Annotated in this window: 15 protein-coding genes; 11 read left to right on the forward strand and 4 right to left on the reverse strand. The window is 65.4% G+C overall.

Translation table 11 applies throughout. The features are described from left to right. The first annotated feature begins 120 nt into the window (after positions 1–120). Entirely contained in the window at positions 121–1,101 is a 981-nt protein-coding gene (locus tag HZS55_RS04180; RefSeq protein WP_179910486.1) for a hypothetical protein, read from the forward strand. Between the two features lies 1 nt (position 1,102). Continuing rightward, entirely contained in the window at positions 1,103–1,822 is a 720-nt protein-coding gene (locus HZS55_RS04185; RefSeq protein ID WP_179910487.1) for a hypothetical protein, read from the forward strand. On the opposite strand, the gene HZS55_RS04190 is transcribed toward HZS55_RS04185, so the two are convergent. Both HZS55_RS04190 and HZS55_RS04195 read right to left on the reverse strand, forming a co-directional pair. Continuing rightward, on the reverse strand, positions 1,816–2,328 hold the full coding sequence (locus HZS55_RS04190) for a hypothetical protein (RefSeq protein ID WP_179910488.1): 513 nt from the start codon (positions 2,326–2,328) through the stop codon (positions 1,816–1,818). The genes HZS55_RS04185 and HZS55_RS04190 overlap by 7 nt on opposite strands. A 252-nt stretch (positions 2,329–2,580) precedes the next feature. Then, entirely contained in the window at positions 2,581–2,778 is a 198-nt protein-coding gene (locus tag HZS55_RS04195) for a hypothetical protein (RefSeq protein WP_179910489.1), read from the reverse strand. Positions 2,779–2,892: 114 nt separating this feature from the next. On the opposite strand from HZS55_RS04195, the gene HZS55_RS04200 reads away from it, so the two are divergent. Then, positions 2,893–3,174, forward strand: coding sequence for a hypothetical protein (locus tag HZS55_RS04200; RefSeq protein WP_179910490.1), 282 nt, complete (start codon positions 2,893–2,895; stop codon positions 3,172–3,174). A gap of 22 nt (positions 3,175–3,196) precedes the next feature. On the opposite strand, the gene HZS55_RS04205 is transcribed toward HZS55_RS04200, so the two are convergent. Together HZS55_RS04205 and HZS55_RS04210 are read right to left on the reverse strand one after the other, a co-directional pair. Further along, a complete protein-coding gene (locus HZS55_RS04205; protein WP_179910491.1) occupies positions 3,197–3,496 on the reverse strand; it encodes a hypothetical protein in 300 nt (99 codons plus the stop codon). Positions 3,497–3,535: 39 nt separating this feature from the next. Next, the gene (locus tag HZS55_RS04210) at positions 3,536–4,309 is read right to left on the reverse strand and encodes a creatininase family protein (RefSeq protein ID WP_179910492.1); all 774 of its coding nucleotides are present in this window, start codon (positions 4,307–4,309) and stop codon (positions 3,536–3,538) included. A gap of 251 nt (positions 4,310–4,560) precedes the next feature. Here HZS55_RS04210 and HZS55_RS04215 point away from each other — a divergent pair, with 251 nt between their 5' ends. The 8 genes from HZS55_RS04215 (at position 4,561) to HZS55_RS04250 (ending at position 15,937) form a co-directional block, all read left to right on the forward strand. Beyond that, positions 4,561–6,393, forward strand: coding sequence for a hypothetical protein (locus HZS55_RS04215; protein WP_218927271.1), 1,833 nt, complete (start codon positions 4,561–4,563; stop codon positions 6,391–6,393). 43 nt (positions 6,394–6,436) lie between these two features. Beyond that, positions 6,437–8,257 carry an FtsZ/tubulin family protein gene (locus HZS55_RS04220; RefSeq protein WP_179910494.1) on the forward strand — a complete coding sequence of 607 codons (1,821 nt, stop codon included), beginning with the start codon at positions 6,437–6,439 and terminating at the stop codon, positions 8,255–8,257. Between the two features lie 2 nt (positions 8,258–8,259). Further along, positions 8,260–9,888 (forward strand): coiled-coil domain-containing protein, encoded by a 1,629-nt coding sequence (locus tag HZS55_RS04225; protein WP_179910495.1) that lies wholly within the window; start codon positions 8,260–8,262, stop codon positions 9,886–9,888. Positions 9,889–10,024: 136 nt separating this feature from the next. Continuing rightward, positions 10,025–11,248 carry an FtsZ/tubulin family protein gene (locus HZS55_RS04230; protein WP_179910496.1) on the forward strand — a complete coding sequence of 408 codons (1,224 nt, stop codon included), beginning with the start codon at positions 10,025–10,027 and terminating at the stop codon, positions 11,246–11,248. Beyond that, on the forward strand, positions 11,245–11,526 hold the full coding sequence (locus tag HZS55_RS04235) for a hypothetical protein (RefSeq protein ID WP_179910497.1): 282 nt from the start codon (positions 11,245–11,247) through the stop codon (positions 11,524–11,526). Before HZS55_RS04230 ends, HZS55_RS04235 begins: the two co-directional genes overlap by 4 nt. Beyond that, positions 11,523–12,593, forward strand: coding sequence for a hypothetical protein (locus HZS55_RS04240; protein WP_179910498.1), 1,071 nt, complete (start codon positions 11,523–11,525; stop codon positions 12,591–12,593). Before HZS55_RS04235 ends, HZS55_RS04240 begins: the two co-directional genes overlap by 4 nt. Beyond that, positions 12,590–14,695: a hypothetical protein gene (locus HZS55_RS04245; protein WP_179910499.1), complete on the forward strand. Its 2,106-nt coding sequence runs from the start codon at positions 12,590–12,592 to the stop codon at positions 14,693–14,695. Before HZS55_RS04240 ends, HZS55_RS04245 begins: the two co-directional genes overlap by 4 nt. Then, positions 14,696–15,937 carry an FtsZ/tubulin family protein gene (locus HZS55_RS04250; protein WP_179910500.1) on the forward strand — a complete coding sequence of 414 codons (1,242 nt, stop codon included), beginning with the start codon at positions 14,696–14,698 and terminating at the stop codon, positions 15,935–15,937. Positions 15,938–15,941 lie beyond the last annotated feature (4 nt).

A 15,941-nucleotide genomic window follows, 5' to 3' on the forward strand; every position in this document is an offset into this window, starting at 1 on the left:
GAGTAACTTCTTTCAACCCCTTGCCCCAACTACTGATGAGAGACACCACGTTCGCCCCTGAAGAATATACGATATACTGCAATTAATTAATACCCCAATGGACCAAAGTTTGGAGGGAGCATGACCTGGATTGATTGGGAAAAAGAGAGTGCGCTGGTGACTGATGTCAGAGCAGGTTTAGAAGCTGCGCTTGACGAGATAGGTGCAGACCTCCAATCCCAGGATTTCAATGAAGTTTCCGGCTACAACGAAGCAAACATTAAAACGAATAAGATCGTTCACCGGGTGATTGAAAGGCGGGAACTGCCCATCCTACATACGTGGTTCCGATACGGTCAGTATGAGCCACACGACGAATTTAAACCACAATATATTCATCCTCGACCATTAGAACAAACGAACGTTAAGCAACCTGACGAGCCTAGTCTCCCCCGTCGCGGCTATTATAGTGCTGAAGAATACAAAGGGCTATTTCTGAGTATCGGGTTAGAGGAAATATTGGAGAGGGATCTCTACGACTTTTTGGAAGAAAACTACGTAGAATTTGCGCCTGATGAGTTCACTCAGTTGTATTTGGAGAATCTAAAGATACTTGACCTATTAGATGATATGATGGTAGATGATTCATTCATAGAGAATTCTGACTTCTATTACTCGGAATTCCAGTCGATTTCGGTCGATCTGCAAGCAGAACTCATATCGAACGAAAAGTTCGAATTAGAAATTGAAAACCACGTTGAGAAATCACTCGACACGCTTCAAGATACCCTACTTGTCGTTTCCAATCGAGAAGAGCTATCAGATGACCAGAGAGACATCGTCCGTGGCATCCGGGAGTTCTATCATGAATCTGTATGGAGGTGGCCTGCGCTTATTATATCCAAGCATGAAGCCAGCGGAGCTGGAGTCAGTACTTTCAGGGACGGATGTATATCAGAACTAGAAAGAGTTCGAAATACATACCCAGAAGATACAGAAGACCTGCGACAGGATGCCCGCAGAGTTGGGGTTGAACCAAGCTCCGAGGATTACAGAGAAGTGTTTGATGGGATCAGCGACTCGCTAGTTGAGCTCGAGAGAGCATCAATGGACGTATACTAAAATGTCCTCAACCTCTCCCAAAATATTTTTTGATAATTCAGTACTTTCTGATTATTGCCGCATCTATGCCGACAACCATGAATATGCTAACAAGGTCTTTTCAGAATATGATGGCGAAGTGTGGGTTGGTGAATTTGGCGAAGAGCGCTTTGATGAGGAAACAAGTAACCGCCAACGACTATTCTCATATTTAAAGGATGAAATAAGTGGCCGTATCAGTAGCCATTCGTCACTTTCTGGAGAGGAGGTTAAAGAGGAAATTCGAGAAGAAGTACTGGATGTTGACCGTATCAACTCCAGTCTTTTATTTCCAATTAAGGAAAACCACACAGACATAATTGAGCATGTTTGTGAGGAACTAGAACGTAAATCCCCAAAAGACCTATTAGAAGAGATCAGGGATCTTAGTCGAGCAGCCCGAACATTAGAATCAAATCTAAAGCGAACCAAAATAGACGAACGTCAACCGCGCCGTCCTGAACCCTTGTTCCGAGCTATGGTCGTTAGCCATGTCGAAAACGAAATTCAAGCAAAGAACGTCGTAGATGCTGTATTTTGGTCCCGTGAGACGGGCGGAGAGCATATCCTTATTAGAAATTCAGATGATGGTTATCAAAATCGGGATGGGGTGAACGCTGGTATTGAAACAAAAATGAGTCACCAAGACCAGCTTGAAATTGAATCGCCAAAATCTGTAGTTACAAAACTGAGTCTTCAGTAATAGGGCGGCTCTTCATATCTTTCAGATAATTCGGACACTTGATCCATCATATTCTGAGTGTCGCTAACCAATCTATCGCGAATATCTGTTGTCGTGGGGTCGCTTTCTTCAATATCAAGATTATCGAACCAATATCCAATATCTTCTATGTCTTGGAGTACATCGCGCTCGATCTCCGGTGGCGCATTCGTGTGAGTGTTCAACAATTCATCAATTAAGCTGATGATTTTTTTCATTTCTTGAGCACCCTCATCACCGTTTTCAGGCAGTTTGGTCGCCTCATTAAGATCCACCCCATAAGGCAGTTCTAAACAAGTACGCCAAATCCGAAGATTTATTGAATTTACTTGATGATACCAGTGTTCTCGTTCGCGTTTTATCTCCTGATCTCTTTGTTTCTTAATTCGCTTCCCCATCAGAAACCAGCTAATTAAACCACTACTTCCAACAGCTCCACCAACACTGATTAGAACTGTTGTCCAGTTTATCGCTGATGAACTCTCCATTTTGTGATCGGCCTATAAATGGATGGTTTGTCTGCCTGCCGTATGGTGATTTTCCCATTCTAGTGCAAGAGCCATTAGTATATTATGCTGCATGGCAACCCAAGATACTCCATCTTTCGATGACCTCGAAACCGTCGACACGAGCGGCGAATCGGACGACTACGACACTGACTGGCTCGACCTCGAACCCGGCGAGAGCGTCGTCGGGGAGATCCGCGCGATCGAACCGAACTGCGATCGATGCGACCCGACTTATACTTCAGACAGCGGCGTCAGTTCGTCACGGTCTACGTTACGTACTTCTCTCGTGCGCTCGGAGAGATCTCGGCGATGGTGTTCTCGAATCAACTCTCGAAGCACCTCGTCGTAGGTTTCGCCCGCTTGCTTGAGTTCGTTCAGTTGCGCCCACTGCGCTTCGGTGACCGGGATCCGCTTGTCGCCGTTGGACATCTGCTTCGACTTCCCGATCGATCCAGACAGTCAAAACGTTTGTCCGCCGGTGACCGAGGAGACAGTCGTCTCTGCCCCCCGAAGACCCTTGCCGCTCGCGCCGAACGGGAACGCGTGGTCGAAGACCTGCCGACGGACGTGCGGACGGTGCTGTCGCAGTTGTTCGCCGAGGGCCGGCGCGCGCTCGGCGACGACGACACCGCCACGGCACGCGAGACCGTGACGAGCGCCGCCGCGGTCGTCCGGAACAAACTCCCCGAGGGCGAGTTCGAGCGGGAACTCCGCCACGGCTGCGAGCGAGTGGTCGACCTGCTCGACGCCGGAGACCCGGCCGACGCCGAGGCCGCGGCGGAGTACCTGACCGCGATGGAGCGGCGGCTGGCGAACGTCGAGTGAGACCCGAAGGGAATCGGACCGCTCAGAAGCCCTGATTCGGCTCGGCGGCCATCGGGTCGTAGCCGGCGATGCGGTACTCGCGGGAGTCGGTGCAGTCGTCGTTGGCCGACGCCAGGTCGCCGACGGCGTAGTCGAATCGATGCTCGAAGTCGCCGCTGTGGGCCTCGACGCGGTCGAGTACGTCCGCCGCGGATAGCTCCTCGTCGTGGTCCTCGCGGAACGCGGCGGCGTTTTCGGCGGCCGTCGCGGCGGTCTCTCCGTCGGCGTCGAACTCGCTTTCGAACGCGTCGGCCAGTTCGTGCTCGAAGTCGTCGTCGCTCATGTGCGAGCGTTCGGAACCGTCCCACCTGTCTCTTGCGACTCAGACGTGGTCGCGGGGCATCAGCTCCTCGAAGGGCTGGTCGTCGAGCCACTCGGCGAGCCGAACTAACTGATCGCTGGCGGCCTCGAACAACTGCTCGCCCTTCTCGCGGGTCGCGTCGGTCTGGTCGCCCAGCACGCCGCTCTCGGTGTTGTCGATGGCGTCGTAGAAGGTGCGGGCGCCGTGTTTGCGCAGGCCCTCGAAGTGCTCCACGTCGCGGACGCCCTCGTCGCGGGCGCGCTCGAACTGGTCCTCGCGGACGAGGGCGTCGTCGATGTGGAGCATCATGGCGGTCTCCTTGGGGCCGCCGTGGGGGCCGTTGTACTCGAACAGGTCGTCGACCAGATCGGGGATGGACTCGTCCCACATCCACTCGACGGCGTAGGCGACCTCGTCGTCGCGGACCCGCCGACCGACCTCGCGGAGATGCTGGACGTTGCCGCCGTGGGCGTTGACGAAGACCACGCGGTCGACGCCGTGGTAGGTGAGATTGCGGGTGAGCGACTCGACGTAGTCGCGGAAGACGCCCGGCTCGACCCACATCGTGCCGTTGAACTGGCGGTGGTGGGGGCTGACGCCGACGTTGATGGTCGGGGTGCAGAGATACCCCGTGCGCTCGGCGGCCTCGCGGGCGAGCGCCTGCGCGATGCGGTGGTCGGTCGATTCGGGGAGGTGCGGGCCGTGCTGTTCGGTCGATCCGAGGGGGACGAGCGCCAGCGACTTCTCGGCGAAGTACTCGCCCAGTTCCGGCCACGTGTGGTCTCCGAGGTACATACAGGCCCGTGTGACTCGGCGGGCTTACCGTTTGCCCGTTGCGTGGGCACTGTAGTAGCATTTGAAAGACATCGCTCGGATGACCGCAGGCAGTCGTGCGGTCGACCGTGCAAACGCTTTCAAATTCTACTATAGGTCGACACGCGTGGGGGAACTTATTTGCCGAGTACTGATCAAAACGATGAGATACCGCTATGGAAGCTCTATCGAACCGTGGACGGCTTTCCCTCGGCTGCTGGGTCGTCGCAGGGGTGCCGATCGCGGCCTCGTTCGTCCAGGCGGCGATCGCGCTCGCCGGCGTCAACGCCCTCGAGATACCCGTTATCGGGGCGATGACGGCGCTCCTGCAGTCGGTCGCGGTGTTCGACGCCGCGGCCGTCGTGTTCAGGAACAGTCCGGAGGCCCTGCTCGCGCTGTTCGTGCTCGTGCTAGTCGGCTGGCTCGCCGAAGGTGGCGCCGTGTTCGTCCTGCGAAACCGGACGGCGGGGCTCGGCACCGCGGGGTTCGTCACGCTGTTTTTCGCGCTCTTCCTGCTCGTGTACTCGCCGCTGTTCGGCGCCGATGTCCCGGCGGTCGAGCTGGCCGGTTTCGTGCTGGTTCCGGTCGTCGCGTCCGGCGCGAGCTGGGCGGCGGTCCTGACCTACGAGTGGTCCGAGACGCTGGACGAGGAGACCGAGGAGACCCTCGCGGCTGCGGAGCGCCGAGCGGACGACGCCCGCGACACATTCGACGCGGCGATCCGGAAGCGGGCCGGCGAGCGGGTCCGCGAGCGGGTCGACACCGTCGTGCCCGACGCCGTCGAGGCGCTCGACGCGCGCGCGGCGTCGTTCCGGGCGGACTGCGACGGGGTGACCGACGAGGTCGCGGAGCTCCGGTCGGCGAGCGGCGTCGATAGCCGAGAGCGCAACCAGCGGGCCGACCAGTTGCTGGCGACCGCGGGGGACCTGGACGGGCAAGCGGCCGCGGACGACGCCCTCGAGACGTTCCGGACGGCGCTCGCCGACGCGGTTCGCGACCGGTTCGACGACGTCCACGTCGTCTCCAGATACGGCGAGGCCTACGAGGTCCGAAACGTCCGCGAGTACGCCGAACTCGACCTCCCGTCGCTCGGCCTGACCGCTCAGGTCGGGGGGAACAGACACGACCTCGCCGACCGGATCGCCGCCGCGATCGACGAGGGGACAGCGCTGTCGGACGTCGCTCGGGCCGTCGAGCGGGCCGACGAGCACCTCGCCGCGCTGAAGCGGACGATCGACGAACACGAGTCGGCGGTCGCCGAGGCGACCGAGGCGGCGGAGGAGCGTCTCGAGAGGGTCGCGGCACTGACCGAATCGATGGACGGGGCGGCCGGCGAGCGACTCTCGGAGTTCCTCGTCGAGGGGCGGTTCGACCGGGAGGGTGCGGACGTCCCGTCGGCGGTCGGCGTCAGGGAACGACTGCGCACGGCGCGCGAGGACCTGCACGCGTGCCGGTTCGACGACGCACGACGCCGCGCCGAGGGGGCGCGAGACACCGCCGAGCACCTCGTGGCCACCGCGGAGTTCTTCGCAAACAGCGTCGTCGCGACGATCGAACAGCGGGTGGAGTCGGTTCCGCTCCCGCCGGATGTCGACCGGGAGTTGGCGGCGGCGATGACCGTCCCGATCGGCCGGACGCATCCGGTGAGCGCCACCGTCGACGAGGACACCGTGCGCCTGCGCTACGAGGACGACTCGGTCGACGACGACCGCGGGGCGGCCGACGGGCCCGCACACCAGCGCTCGGGACCCAGCGTCGACCAGACGGACGCGAACGTCGACGACGTTCGGTATCTCCTTCGGGAGCTCCGGGACGGCGCGTCGACGTCGAGCGCCGACGACACCGTCGAGCTGCAGACCGACGCGCTCCCGGAGCGGTACGTCACCGAGCCGCTCCTCTCGGCGGTCGAATCGCTGGCGAGCAGGCGCTCGGACGTGGTCGAGGTTTCGATCCCGGCGAACGCGCCGCCGGGCTTTCTCACCGTCGTCGTCGCGGACGGGGAGAGCCCCAAATCCGTCGTCGCCGAACTCTACGACGAGTTCCTCGACACCCAGCGGCCGGACTGAGCGAGGGCGAAAAGCAAAGTGAGTCCCTACCAATAAACTGACAATGGACACGACCTGTAAGATCTGTTTCGAGGAGGTAGCGGCACCGTCTCTCGAGGCGCATCTCGCGAACCAACACGGGGACAGCCCGGCCTCGGTTCGCGAAGTGTACCCCGAGCAGTACGACGAACTCTTCGTCGGCGACGAACTCGCGCCCGGGTGGGCCGACGACGCTCCGGCGGACGGAAACGGGGAGTCGGACGGCGACCGTGACGACGGCGGCCGCGAGGACGGCGAAGCCGGCGCCGGAGCCGCCCGCCAGGCGAGCGACAGCGGGTCCCGGACCGACCGGGCGGTGGCGTCGGGCGGGAGCGGCTCCGCCTCGGCGCGTACGAGAGAGGAGACGGGGGCGACCGGAGCCGACGGGTCGCGTGCCGGGAACGCCGGCGAGCCGCGGGGAACCGGGACGGGTAGCCCGGCGGTCGGGCAGGACGCCCCCGGCGCGGAGGGGCTCCAGTCCGGGAAGAAGTGGCTGATGATCGGCGTGGGCGGCGCGGGCAATCACATCATCGACGCGGTGTTGATGCGCCGCGATACGCTCCGCGAGCGCGACGAGCCGCTCGCGGGCGTCTGGGAGGGCGGACTGGCCGACTACGGGAGCCTCAACACGAACATCGCCGAACTGGGCGACACTTACTACGCGCGCGAGGACCGCGGCTACGACCGCCAGCAGCTCCTCCAGAACGCGATGATCGCGGCGCGCAAGCACAACCACCAGGGCGCGGGGCGCAAGTGGACCGTCGGGCGCAAGCTCATGCAGGCCGACTTCGACGGCGAGTCGAACGCGCTCCGGGACCGGTGGGACATCTCGGCGAACAGCCTCGAGGCGTCGCAGGCGGTGATGCTGGTCCACAGCGTCACCAAGGGGACCGGCTGCGGGGCGACGCCGGTCCTCGCGGAGAACATCAGCGAGATGGCCGGCCAGGGTGTCGGTCTCGACGACGAACTCGCGGTCACGAAACCGATCCTGAGCTCGGTCATCATCCCCGAGGACGACGACTTCGGCGGGAGCGAGATGGTCCGCGGCGTCGCGGGGATGGCCCACCTCTCGAAGGCCGTCGACGGGATCATCCCGTTCGACAACCAGCGTCTCGACGAGGTCGGGGCCGACATCTCGGTCGCCATCGACGAGGAGCGGCTCAACGCCTACAACCCGATCAACTACGTCGACATCAACAGGCTGCTGGTGGCGTTTCTGGAGGCGTTCACGATGTCGTCGACGCCCCAGAACTACGACCAGTCGGCGACGCGGCAGATCAACGGCGAGGTGTTCGACGTGCCCGACAGCTTCCGGCCGGCCGAGCCGAAATACCCCGCGGACAGCGACCGCGACCACCAGCCGGCGGTCATCATGGCGCCGGTGATCGGACGGTCGTTCGCGTCGTCGTTCGACCGGTCGACGCTGAGCACGCTCGCCCGCACCGCGTTGTTCAAGGGTCAGCTCATCGATTTCGACCCCTCGACCGCCTGGGGCGGGTCGTTCATGATCTACGGCCCCGAAGAGAAGATGGAGGAGATCGCACCGCTGGTCAACGCCAACGAGCTGAAGGACATCCTCAGTGGCGAGGAGTTCCTCGACCGCGGTTCGACCGATCCCGGACAGTCGGTCGACCTGTACGTCAACCAGCTCGTCGTTCCCGGGATCGACAGCGTCCATCTCTGGGGCGTGCTCTGGAACCCGCAGATCCCGTCGCTCGGCAAGATGTACGACCACGTGAAGGAGCTGTCCGAACAGAGCGACAGCCAGCAAGCCGACAACGTCCGCGAACTCTGGCCGCTCGTCGAGTCGCTGTTCGGTGCGATGGGCCGCGACGCGATGGGGTAACCATGGTTACGACACTCACACTCGCGGTCGGCGTCGTCGGCTTCGTCGCCGGGCTCGGTGCGGGCGTGCTCGGCTACTGGCGGTTCGCCGGCGACGACTCGCCGGACTCGCTGGGGCGCATCGCTTCGAAACTGGACACCGATCCCGACACCGAGGCCGTCGCGGCGGCCGTCGACGACCTCGTCGGCGCCGTCGAGACGATCGGGCGGGCCGGGGAGTTCCCGGACTCCGTGTCGGTCCCGCGGACGGACCCGCCGGCGGCGCAGGCGTCGGCGCTCGAACGGGCCGTCTCCGACCGCGAGGTCGTCGTGTCGACGCCCGACGACGCGTCGTCGGGGTCGTTGGACCCGCTCTCGTCGCCCGACGGCGACTCGACCGCGGGGAACGGCGGGACGACGCCGCTCGACGTCGACGCCGCGGCGGAGACGGCCGACTCGACGGAACGGGCGAACCACGTCAGCGAGGCGGCCCAGGCCGTCGAGCGGACGCGGTCGACGCGGAGCCGGGACGTCGAGCGACTGCTGGGGTACCTGGCCGACCCCGACGGCGTCGACCAGCGACGCATCGAGGAGACGCTCACGTCGGTCGTCGAGACGACCGCCGTCCACCACGAACTCGAGGAGGCGCTCTCGCGGGTCGACACCTCGTCCCTCGACTCGGCCTACGAGGCGACCGCGCTGCGCGACGCGCTCAGGGATGTCGAGGGCGAGGTCGCCCGGGGCGTGCGCGACCTCGCTGACGGCTACGCCACGACCGTCGAGGCGGCCGCGGACTGCCGGTCGGACCTCGAGTCGTTCGAACGGGCGGCGACGGACTTGGTCGCCACGGCCGCCGAGCAGACGACGGTCGACCTCTCCGGCGAAGGCTCGACCCGCAGTCAGATGGCCGCGCTGTCGGCGGCCGTCGACCGCGGCGAGGTGGCGATCCGAGCCGACGAGCAGCGGATCGAACGGGCCGCGACCGACGTCGAGCAACGCGTCGGGCCGGAGTCGTCGCTCGCCCAGGACCTCGTCGATCAGCTGGCCGAGCGCCGGACCGTCGACGGCCAGGAGTTCGAGGCGACGCTCGCGCGAGTTCTCGAGGCGCTCGACGAGGCCGAGACGGTGCGCCACCGGCTGGACGACGTCGACCGCGACGCCGTCTTGGACGTGGCCGACGACCTCGCCGAGGCGCTCGACCGGTCCGAACCGGTCGAGGGGCTCCTCGCCGACCGCGTCGACGAGATCACCGATACCGTCGAGCGGGCCAACGACGCCGACACGGTCGTCGTCTACGCGGCCCGCCGGGAGCTGTCGTACTACGACCGGACGCTCCTCCCGCTGCTCCGGGAACGCGAGCCCGAAGACACGCAGAACGCGGCGCTGGAGCAGCGCCTCTCGGAGGTCGAACAGCGACGGTCCGACATCAGGACGAACTACCCGACCCGCTACCCGGAACACAACCACACCATCCCGATCCACTTCCTGGAACTCGTCGAGGCGCTCCACGAGGCCGCCACGGACGCCAGAGCCGACGGGGACTCCGAACGGGCCGACGGACTGCTCACCGCCGCGGAGCTCGCGATGGACTGGGTCGAAGAGCTCTACGAGCGCCACGCCTACAGCGTTCTCCTCCAGCAGCTCCGGGGCTGAGTCCCGCTCCGGGACCGACCGGGACGGGGATCGGCCCGCGACTGGCAACCATCCGGATACCGAACGAACCTGTTCGGATATCAAAATTGATTGATTCGGATACTCTTATCATTCTGGATACGCCTGTTGGGTAGTAATGCCATACCTGTTTGTCGGGGCAGGACAAGCGGGAAGCGGGATAGTAGACGACATTTTCGAACATACAAATATGTCAAAGATAGCCACACCTGTTATTTTCAACTCCACAATTAGAGACCTACAGAATCTATCGAACGTCGAGGCCGACCGGTGGTACGGGATCGCCGAACAGTACGGGCTCGTTGAGGGCACGACCGAGGGGTTCGAGGAGCAGGTAACGGGTGGATTCGGCCGGGACCCGGTCCGGGCCGACGAGGTCATGGACGAACACGCCGACGAGTTGCAGTCCGCGCTGCGGGAGCAGGTGGGTAGCGCGGAGGTCGACGCGGACGAGGACGAGGTCCCGGGGTCGGGCGACGTGCCGTTCGCGTTCCTGTTTTTCGGCCTGGGCGGCGGGACGGGCTGCGGGATCGCGCCGCACATCGCGGAGGCGATCTCGTCGTTCACCGACGGCACGACGCGGATCATCGCCGTCTGCGTCCTCCCGAACACCGAGGGACCGGTCGGCGGCGACGAGGAGGAGGCCAGTCCGAGCAGGCAGGCCTGGAACGCCCGCTACGGGCTCGACCGGATCGAAGACGTCGTCGACGGCGTAGTTCTCGTCGACAACCAGCGCCTCTCCTATCACAACGCGGCGGAGGGGCAGTTCACCGAGTACAACGAGTACATCGCCGACGCCGTCGTCGACTTGATCTCCGGGCCGATCCTCGAGCGGATCGACCGGAGCGACTACGATGTCGACCCGCCGATCATCGACCTGCAGGACATCGTCACGTCGCTGTCGTTCGGCGTCGGGGAAGACGACAGGGAACCGGGGTACGCGGCGCTCGGGCGATCCGTCGCGATGACGCGCTCGCTGCGCGGATACCTCCTCCCGTTCGTCGGCAGGAAATCGGTCGACGCGCTCGCGCTGGCCAACCTCGCCGACTCGAAACAGACGGTCGCGGGCGCCGACTCCCGCGATGCGCGGAAGGCGATCGGCCTCCTGCGGGCGCCGAGCCGGTACATCCGCGAGACGGACTACCGGATCGGCACGTCGAAGCTCCGCACGTTTCTGACCACGCGCTGCGACGAGGTCAACCTGGGCGCGACGCTCACCCGGCGCAACCTCGTCTCGTTCACCGCCCTGTTCACCTACCACCGGGACGACATCGACCGGATCGCCGAGATCGAGCGCCTGGCGGCCGAATACGAGGACGAATCGGAGGCGGTCGTCGCATGAGCCGTCGGCTCCGGGTCGCCGGAGTCGCGGTCGGGCTGGCGTGTCTCGCGCTCGCGCTCGCGACGGGAGGCGCGGCCGGTCAGGACGAGGCCGACAACGAGTCGGTGGGGTCGCTGGTCGACGACGCCGGGAATGCGACGCTCGCACTGGAGCGGGCGAGCGACCTGCGCGACGACCGGTTCCGCCACATCGGGAGCGGGGGGACCGTCGGACTGGGGCTCGGCCTCGTCGTCGGTAGCATCGCCTCCTTCGGGTTGTGGAGGGCACGGCTCCGATGAACAGGCGGCTGGTGTCACTGGCGGGCGCGATCCTGCTCGTCGCGTTCGCGCCCGGCGCCGCCGGGGCGGCCGACCCGACCGAGCCCTGTTCCGGGGTCGCCGACTCCCTCGACGGCGAGGAGAAGGCGGTGGTCGCCACGACGGTCGCGGGCACGCGAACGAACGGTTCGGAGATGGTCCTCTACCCCGGAAGTCGACTGTCGCTGACGCTCTGTCAGGCGGACGGGGAGGCGCTCCGGACCGCGGGCGGCGACCTCTGGGACCTCGGGGCACACCCGGCGATCGCCAACAAGAGCGACGGAGAGACCCACTGGACGGTGACCGTCGACGGGGCCGACGAGTCCGCGGCGTTCCCCGCGCTCGTGCGGAACCAGTCCCAGGTCGTTCAGGGACCGTCACTTCGGGTCCAGACGGGGCTTCGATACGACTCACAGGTCACGAACGGGACGCTCCTGTTCGCGGACGGCGCCTCGCGGGCCGCGGTCGAGCGCAACGAGAGCGACTTCTTGGCGGCCATGGAAGCGGTTGGGGCGAATACGACGACGCTGAACGGGACGGCGATCGCGACCGGCGAGCCGGTCGACGCCGGGGCGCTCGAACGGGCGAACGAGACGCTGTCGAACATCACTGGGGCGACACAGGCTATGACGACGCGAAAGCAAACAACGGAGCGACTGCTCTACGGGCAAGCGGCGAGTCGGATCGGGAACGAAGACGCGCTGACGGTCATCGAGGCGATGAACGACGAGGAGCGGGCGGTGCGCCGGGACACGCGCGAGCGGTTGCGGGCGTACGCGGCGGCGGTCGACGAGCGGCGCGCGGCGCTGCGCGACGCCGCCCGGACGAACGTCCTCCTCGGGCTGGTGGTCGGGTGCCTGGTCGGGCTGGTGGCCGGCGCGGTCCGCCCGTATCTGGCTTACCAGGAGTACGACGACTTCCGCGCGACGACCAGCTCGGGGTCCTACGAACGGCAGGTGGTCTACGCTCCGGTCGCCGTCGGTCTCGCGCTCGTCGCGATCGGGATCGGGCTCGCGGCCTGGACCGGCGCTCTGGGGGTGATCGCGTGAGGCCCGCGACCCGAGCGGTCGGCGGTATCTTCCTGCTGGTCGTGCTCGGCGGCGCCGTGAGCGCCGGCGTGTTCGTCTCCGTCGGCTCGCAGGTCGCCGTCTGGTCGACGGTGGCGATCGTCCCGCTGCTGGTGGCCGCGGGCGCGCTGTGGGTGCGAAACACGATCCACACGACCGGGACGAGCCAGACGGAGTACGCCAAGCGCCGCGCGCGGGAGGTCGGCGAGCAGTTCAAGCAGTTCTGGGAGCGCCGTGAGCGCGTCCACGAGGCATACCCCGAGCTGTTTGCACAGGGCGACTCGCTGTCGGTCGACGGGGTGGTCACCGACCTCGCCGAGCGAGGCATCGAGTTCGACACCGACACCGGCGCGCTCTCGCTGTCGGACCGGCACCGCGACCTCGAGGAGATAAACCGACTCGAGGGGGAGATCGAATCGCTCGAGGACCGCCTCGACGCCGAGATCGCCGACCGCGTCCGCGACGAGGTCGGACGGGTGAACGCGGAGTTCGACCGCCTGTCGGACCTGGTGGCGGTCGACCCGCCGTGCGTCGCCGCCGATGTCGCCGACCCCGACGAGACCGACGACTTCCAGTGGCGAGCGGTCGGCGAGCAGTACACCGCGCACCGCGAGTGGGCCGACGAGACGGTCGACGCCGCGGTCGACCGCGTCCGCTCGACGCTCGAATCCGCGGACGACGTCGACGAAGCGACGGTCGCCGACCACCTCGACGACGCCCGGTCGGCCCGCGCCGCCGGCGAGTACGCGGCGGCGGTCGACGCGCTCCTGCGGGCGCGGGACGTGCTCCGACAGACCGGCGAGGACGTCTTCCGCTCCGAGACCGCGGCGCTGGAGTCGCTCGTCGGGACCGTGCGGGACTCGGGCGCCCTTCGGTACGCCGACGACAGCCGCGTCGAGGACCTGGAGGCGGTCGCCGCGGAGGCCGACGCGCTCGACTCCGCGATGGACATGGACGCGGTCGGGTCCGCGCGGGCGGACCTCCGGAGGGTCTGTTTAGCCGTGCTCGAAGACCTCTCGTCGGACGTCTCGTCGCGGCTCGCGGCGCTCGACCGCGCGGACCCGCCCGAGGGGTACTACGACCGACCGGACGCGGCGGACATCGACTACGCCGCCCGCCTGCGGGACGTCGACGACCTCGAGACGTTCGAGCAGCGATGGGGGACTGCGGCCGAACAGCTGACCGAGGCCCTCGACGCGCTCGGACCGAAGGCCGAGGTCGTGGGCGCCTACGACCAGGTGGCCGAGCGCATCGAGGAGGAACTGCGCTCGACGGGGACCGTCGAAGGCGCGGACCTCCCCGTTCGCGAACACGAGGAGCAGTTTCTCGGGCTGTACTACCGACAGAACGACGGCGTCGAGTTCGACCCGAGCGCGCCGCTGCTGACGACGGGCGCCGACGGCGGAGAGACCCACACGCTCGAGGTGACGGTCCGGTTCGAGACGGGCGGTTCCGAACGGGCGGCGACCGTCTCGGTCGCCGGTCCCGGCTTCGAGGACGAGCGGACCGTCGAGACCCACCTCGCGACGACGGTCACGTTTTCCGAGGTACCGTTCGGCGAGTACACGGTCACGGCGACCCCCGGCGTCGACGACAGCAGCCCCGCGACGACGACGGTCACCCTGGACGGCGACGCCGAGTGCAAACTCGAGATGGCGGACGTGACGCTGCGCGACCGGCTGTGCGACGACATCGACGACCCCGACACGTACCTGTCGGAGCTCGGCGACCGGTTCGCCGACGAGTTCGACGCGGAGGGACATCTGTCGTCGGCGATGTCGTTCCCGATCGACGACGACTACGCGCCCTGTCTGCTCGCGGTCTGGGCCGACCGCGAGGGCCACTCGGTGACGCTCGCCGACGACACGGTCCTCGTCTACGACGAACGGACGCTGCGGCAGGAGATCGAAAACGTGATCCAGTACAACCTCGAGGCCGGCGAGACGGTGGCGTTCGACAAACTGCGCGACACCTTCCTGTCCGCGCCAGTTCCCGACGAGGAGCTGACGGCGCTGGTCGAGGGATCCGAGGAGGCCGACGCCGTTCGGACCGACGACGGCGCGCTCACGAAGGGGGACGAGTAGATGTCGGGCTCCGACACCTACACGCGGTGGGCGGTCCTCGCGGCGGGCGAGGGCGGCGGGCGCATCGCCTCGAACCTCTTCGGCCGCGCGGACAACCCGGGGATCGACGACCGTATCCTGGTGATGAACACCAACCGCGCGGACATCCGCAACACCATCGACCGGATGGAGGCCGAGACGACGATCGACACGGAGTCGATCGAGCTGAACCACACGGTCACCTTCGGCGACCTCGACGGGGTCGGGAACTACTTCCCCGGCGGCGAGGCCTGCGCCGAGGCGGACCTGGACCGCATCATCGAGCAGCTCGACGCCGCCGAGGTGGAGAACGCCGACGCGTTCCTGTACGTCACGACGCTGGGCGGCGGGACCGGCAACGGGTCGGTGCCGTATCTCATCAACAGCCTGAAATCGAACCCGCCGTCGGCCGCGCTCGACGACACGATCCACGTGGCGCTGGCGGCCTGGCCGTACAGCCACGAGGGCGGCCAGCGACACTTCAACGCGGTCTGCGGGCTCTCGCGGCTCCTCCGGTGGTACGACGGCAGCCAGAACGCCGACATGGTCGTGCTCATCTCGAACTCTCACATCGCGGACGACGCCGGGTTCGAGGATGTGGTCGACCCGGACGGGGACCGGTACTCGACGGTCAACGAGATGGCGATCAGCGCGATGGACCTCATGATCGGCGCGGGCCGCGAGACACGCGGGGTCGTCGACGTGAGCGACTACGTGACCTGGCCCTCGCGGCTCGACGCCTACCACTTCACGCCCGGCGTCGCGCTCGAACAGCCCTCGGTGTTCGAACTCGACCTGCTGTTCGACAAGGCCGCCGACAACGGGTTCGTCCCGCTGGACCCGACGACCTCGCGCGTGGTCTACGGGATCGTCCGCGCACCGACTCACCTCGTCGAGCAGGGCGAGTACAGCGAGGCCGAGCTCGACGCGGCGCTCCACGAGTGGCTCGACGCCAACGGGTACGACGACATCGTCCACCGGATGACGACGCTGACGCCCGTCGACCGGCGCGATGACACCCTCGACGTCCTGCTCATGTTCGGCGGCTTCGACCTCGACCCGCTGCTCTCGGAGTCACGCACCTCCTTCGACGCGATCATGGAACAGGCGACCGAGCGCGGCATCCAGTCGGACGTGGACACGCCCGGCGAGGAGTTCTCGACGGATCGCTTCCGGGCGATCCGGCGTAACCTCGAGGACTATCTCTCGGCGAGCAGGGGGTGATCCC

It is taken from the genome of Halosimplex rubrum (assembly GCF_013415885.1).
GTDB classification, from domain to species: Archaea; Halobacteriota; Halobacteria; order Halobacteriales; family Haloarculaceae; genus Halosimplex; species Halosimplex rubrum.

What these genes read in the sequence shown, in the direction of transcription:
- HZS55_RS04205 (WP_179910491.1), bottom strand. Translation starts at nt 3,496, where the DNA reads ATGAGCGACGACGACTTCGAGCACGAACTGGCCGACGCGTTCGAAAGC.
- HZS55_RS04220 (WP_179910494.1), top strand. Translation starts at nt 6,437, where the DNA reads ATGGACACGACCTGTAAGATCTGTTTCGAGGAGGTAGCGGCACCGTCT.
- HZS55_RS04235 (WP_179910497.1), top strand. Translation starts at nt 11,245, where the DNA reads ATGAGCCGTCGGCTCCGGGTCGCCGGAGTCGCGGTCGGGCTGGCGTGT.
- HZS55_RS04240 (WP_179910498.1), top strand. Translation starts at nt 11,523, where the DNA reads ATGAACAGGCGGCTGGTGTCACTGGCGGGCGCGATCCTGCTCGTCGCG.
- HZS55_RS04180 (WP_179910486.1), top strand. Translation starts at nt 121, where the DNA reads ATGACCTGGATTGATTGGGAAAAAGAGAGTGCGCTGGTGACTGATGTC.
- HZS55_RS04230 (WP_179910496.1), top strand. Translation starts at nt 10,025, where the DNA reads ATGCCATACCTGTTTGTCGGGGCAGGACAAGCGGGAAGCGGGATAGTA.
- HZS55_RS04210 (WP_179910492.1), bottom strand. Translation starts at nt 4,309, where the DNA reads ATGTACCTCGGAGACCACACGTGGCCGGAACTGGGCGAGTACTTCGCC.
- HZS55_RS04190 (WP_179910488.1), bottom strand. Translation starts at nt 2,328, where the DNA reads ATGGAGAGTTCATCAGCGATAAACTGGACAACAGTTCTAATCAGTGTT.
- HZS55_RS04195 (WP_179910489.1), bottom strand. Translation starts at nt 2,778, where the DNA reads ATGTCCAACGGCGACAAGCGGATCCCGGTCACCGAAGCGCAGTGGGCG.
- HZS55_RS04225 (WP_179910495.1), top strand. Translation starts at nt 8,260, where the DNA reads ATGGTTACGACACTCACACTCGCGGTCGGCGTCGTCGGCTTCGTCGCC.
- HZS55_RS04250 (WP_179910500.1), top strand. Translation starts at nt 14,696, where the DNA reads ATGTCGGGCTCCGACACCTACACGCGGTGGGCGGTCCTCGCGGCGGGC.
- HZS55_RS04185 (WP_179910487.1), top strand. Translation starts at nt 1,103, where the DNA reads ATGTCCTCAACCTCTCCCAAAATATTTTTTGATAATTCAGTACTTTCT.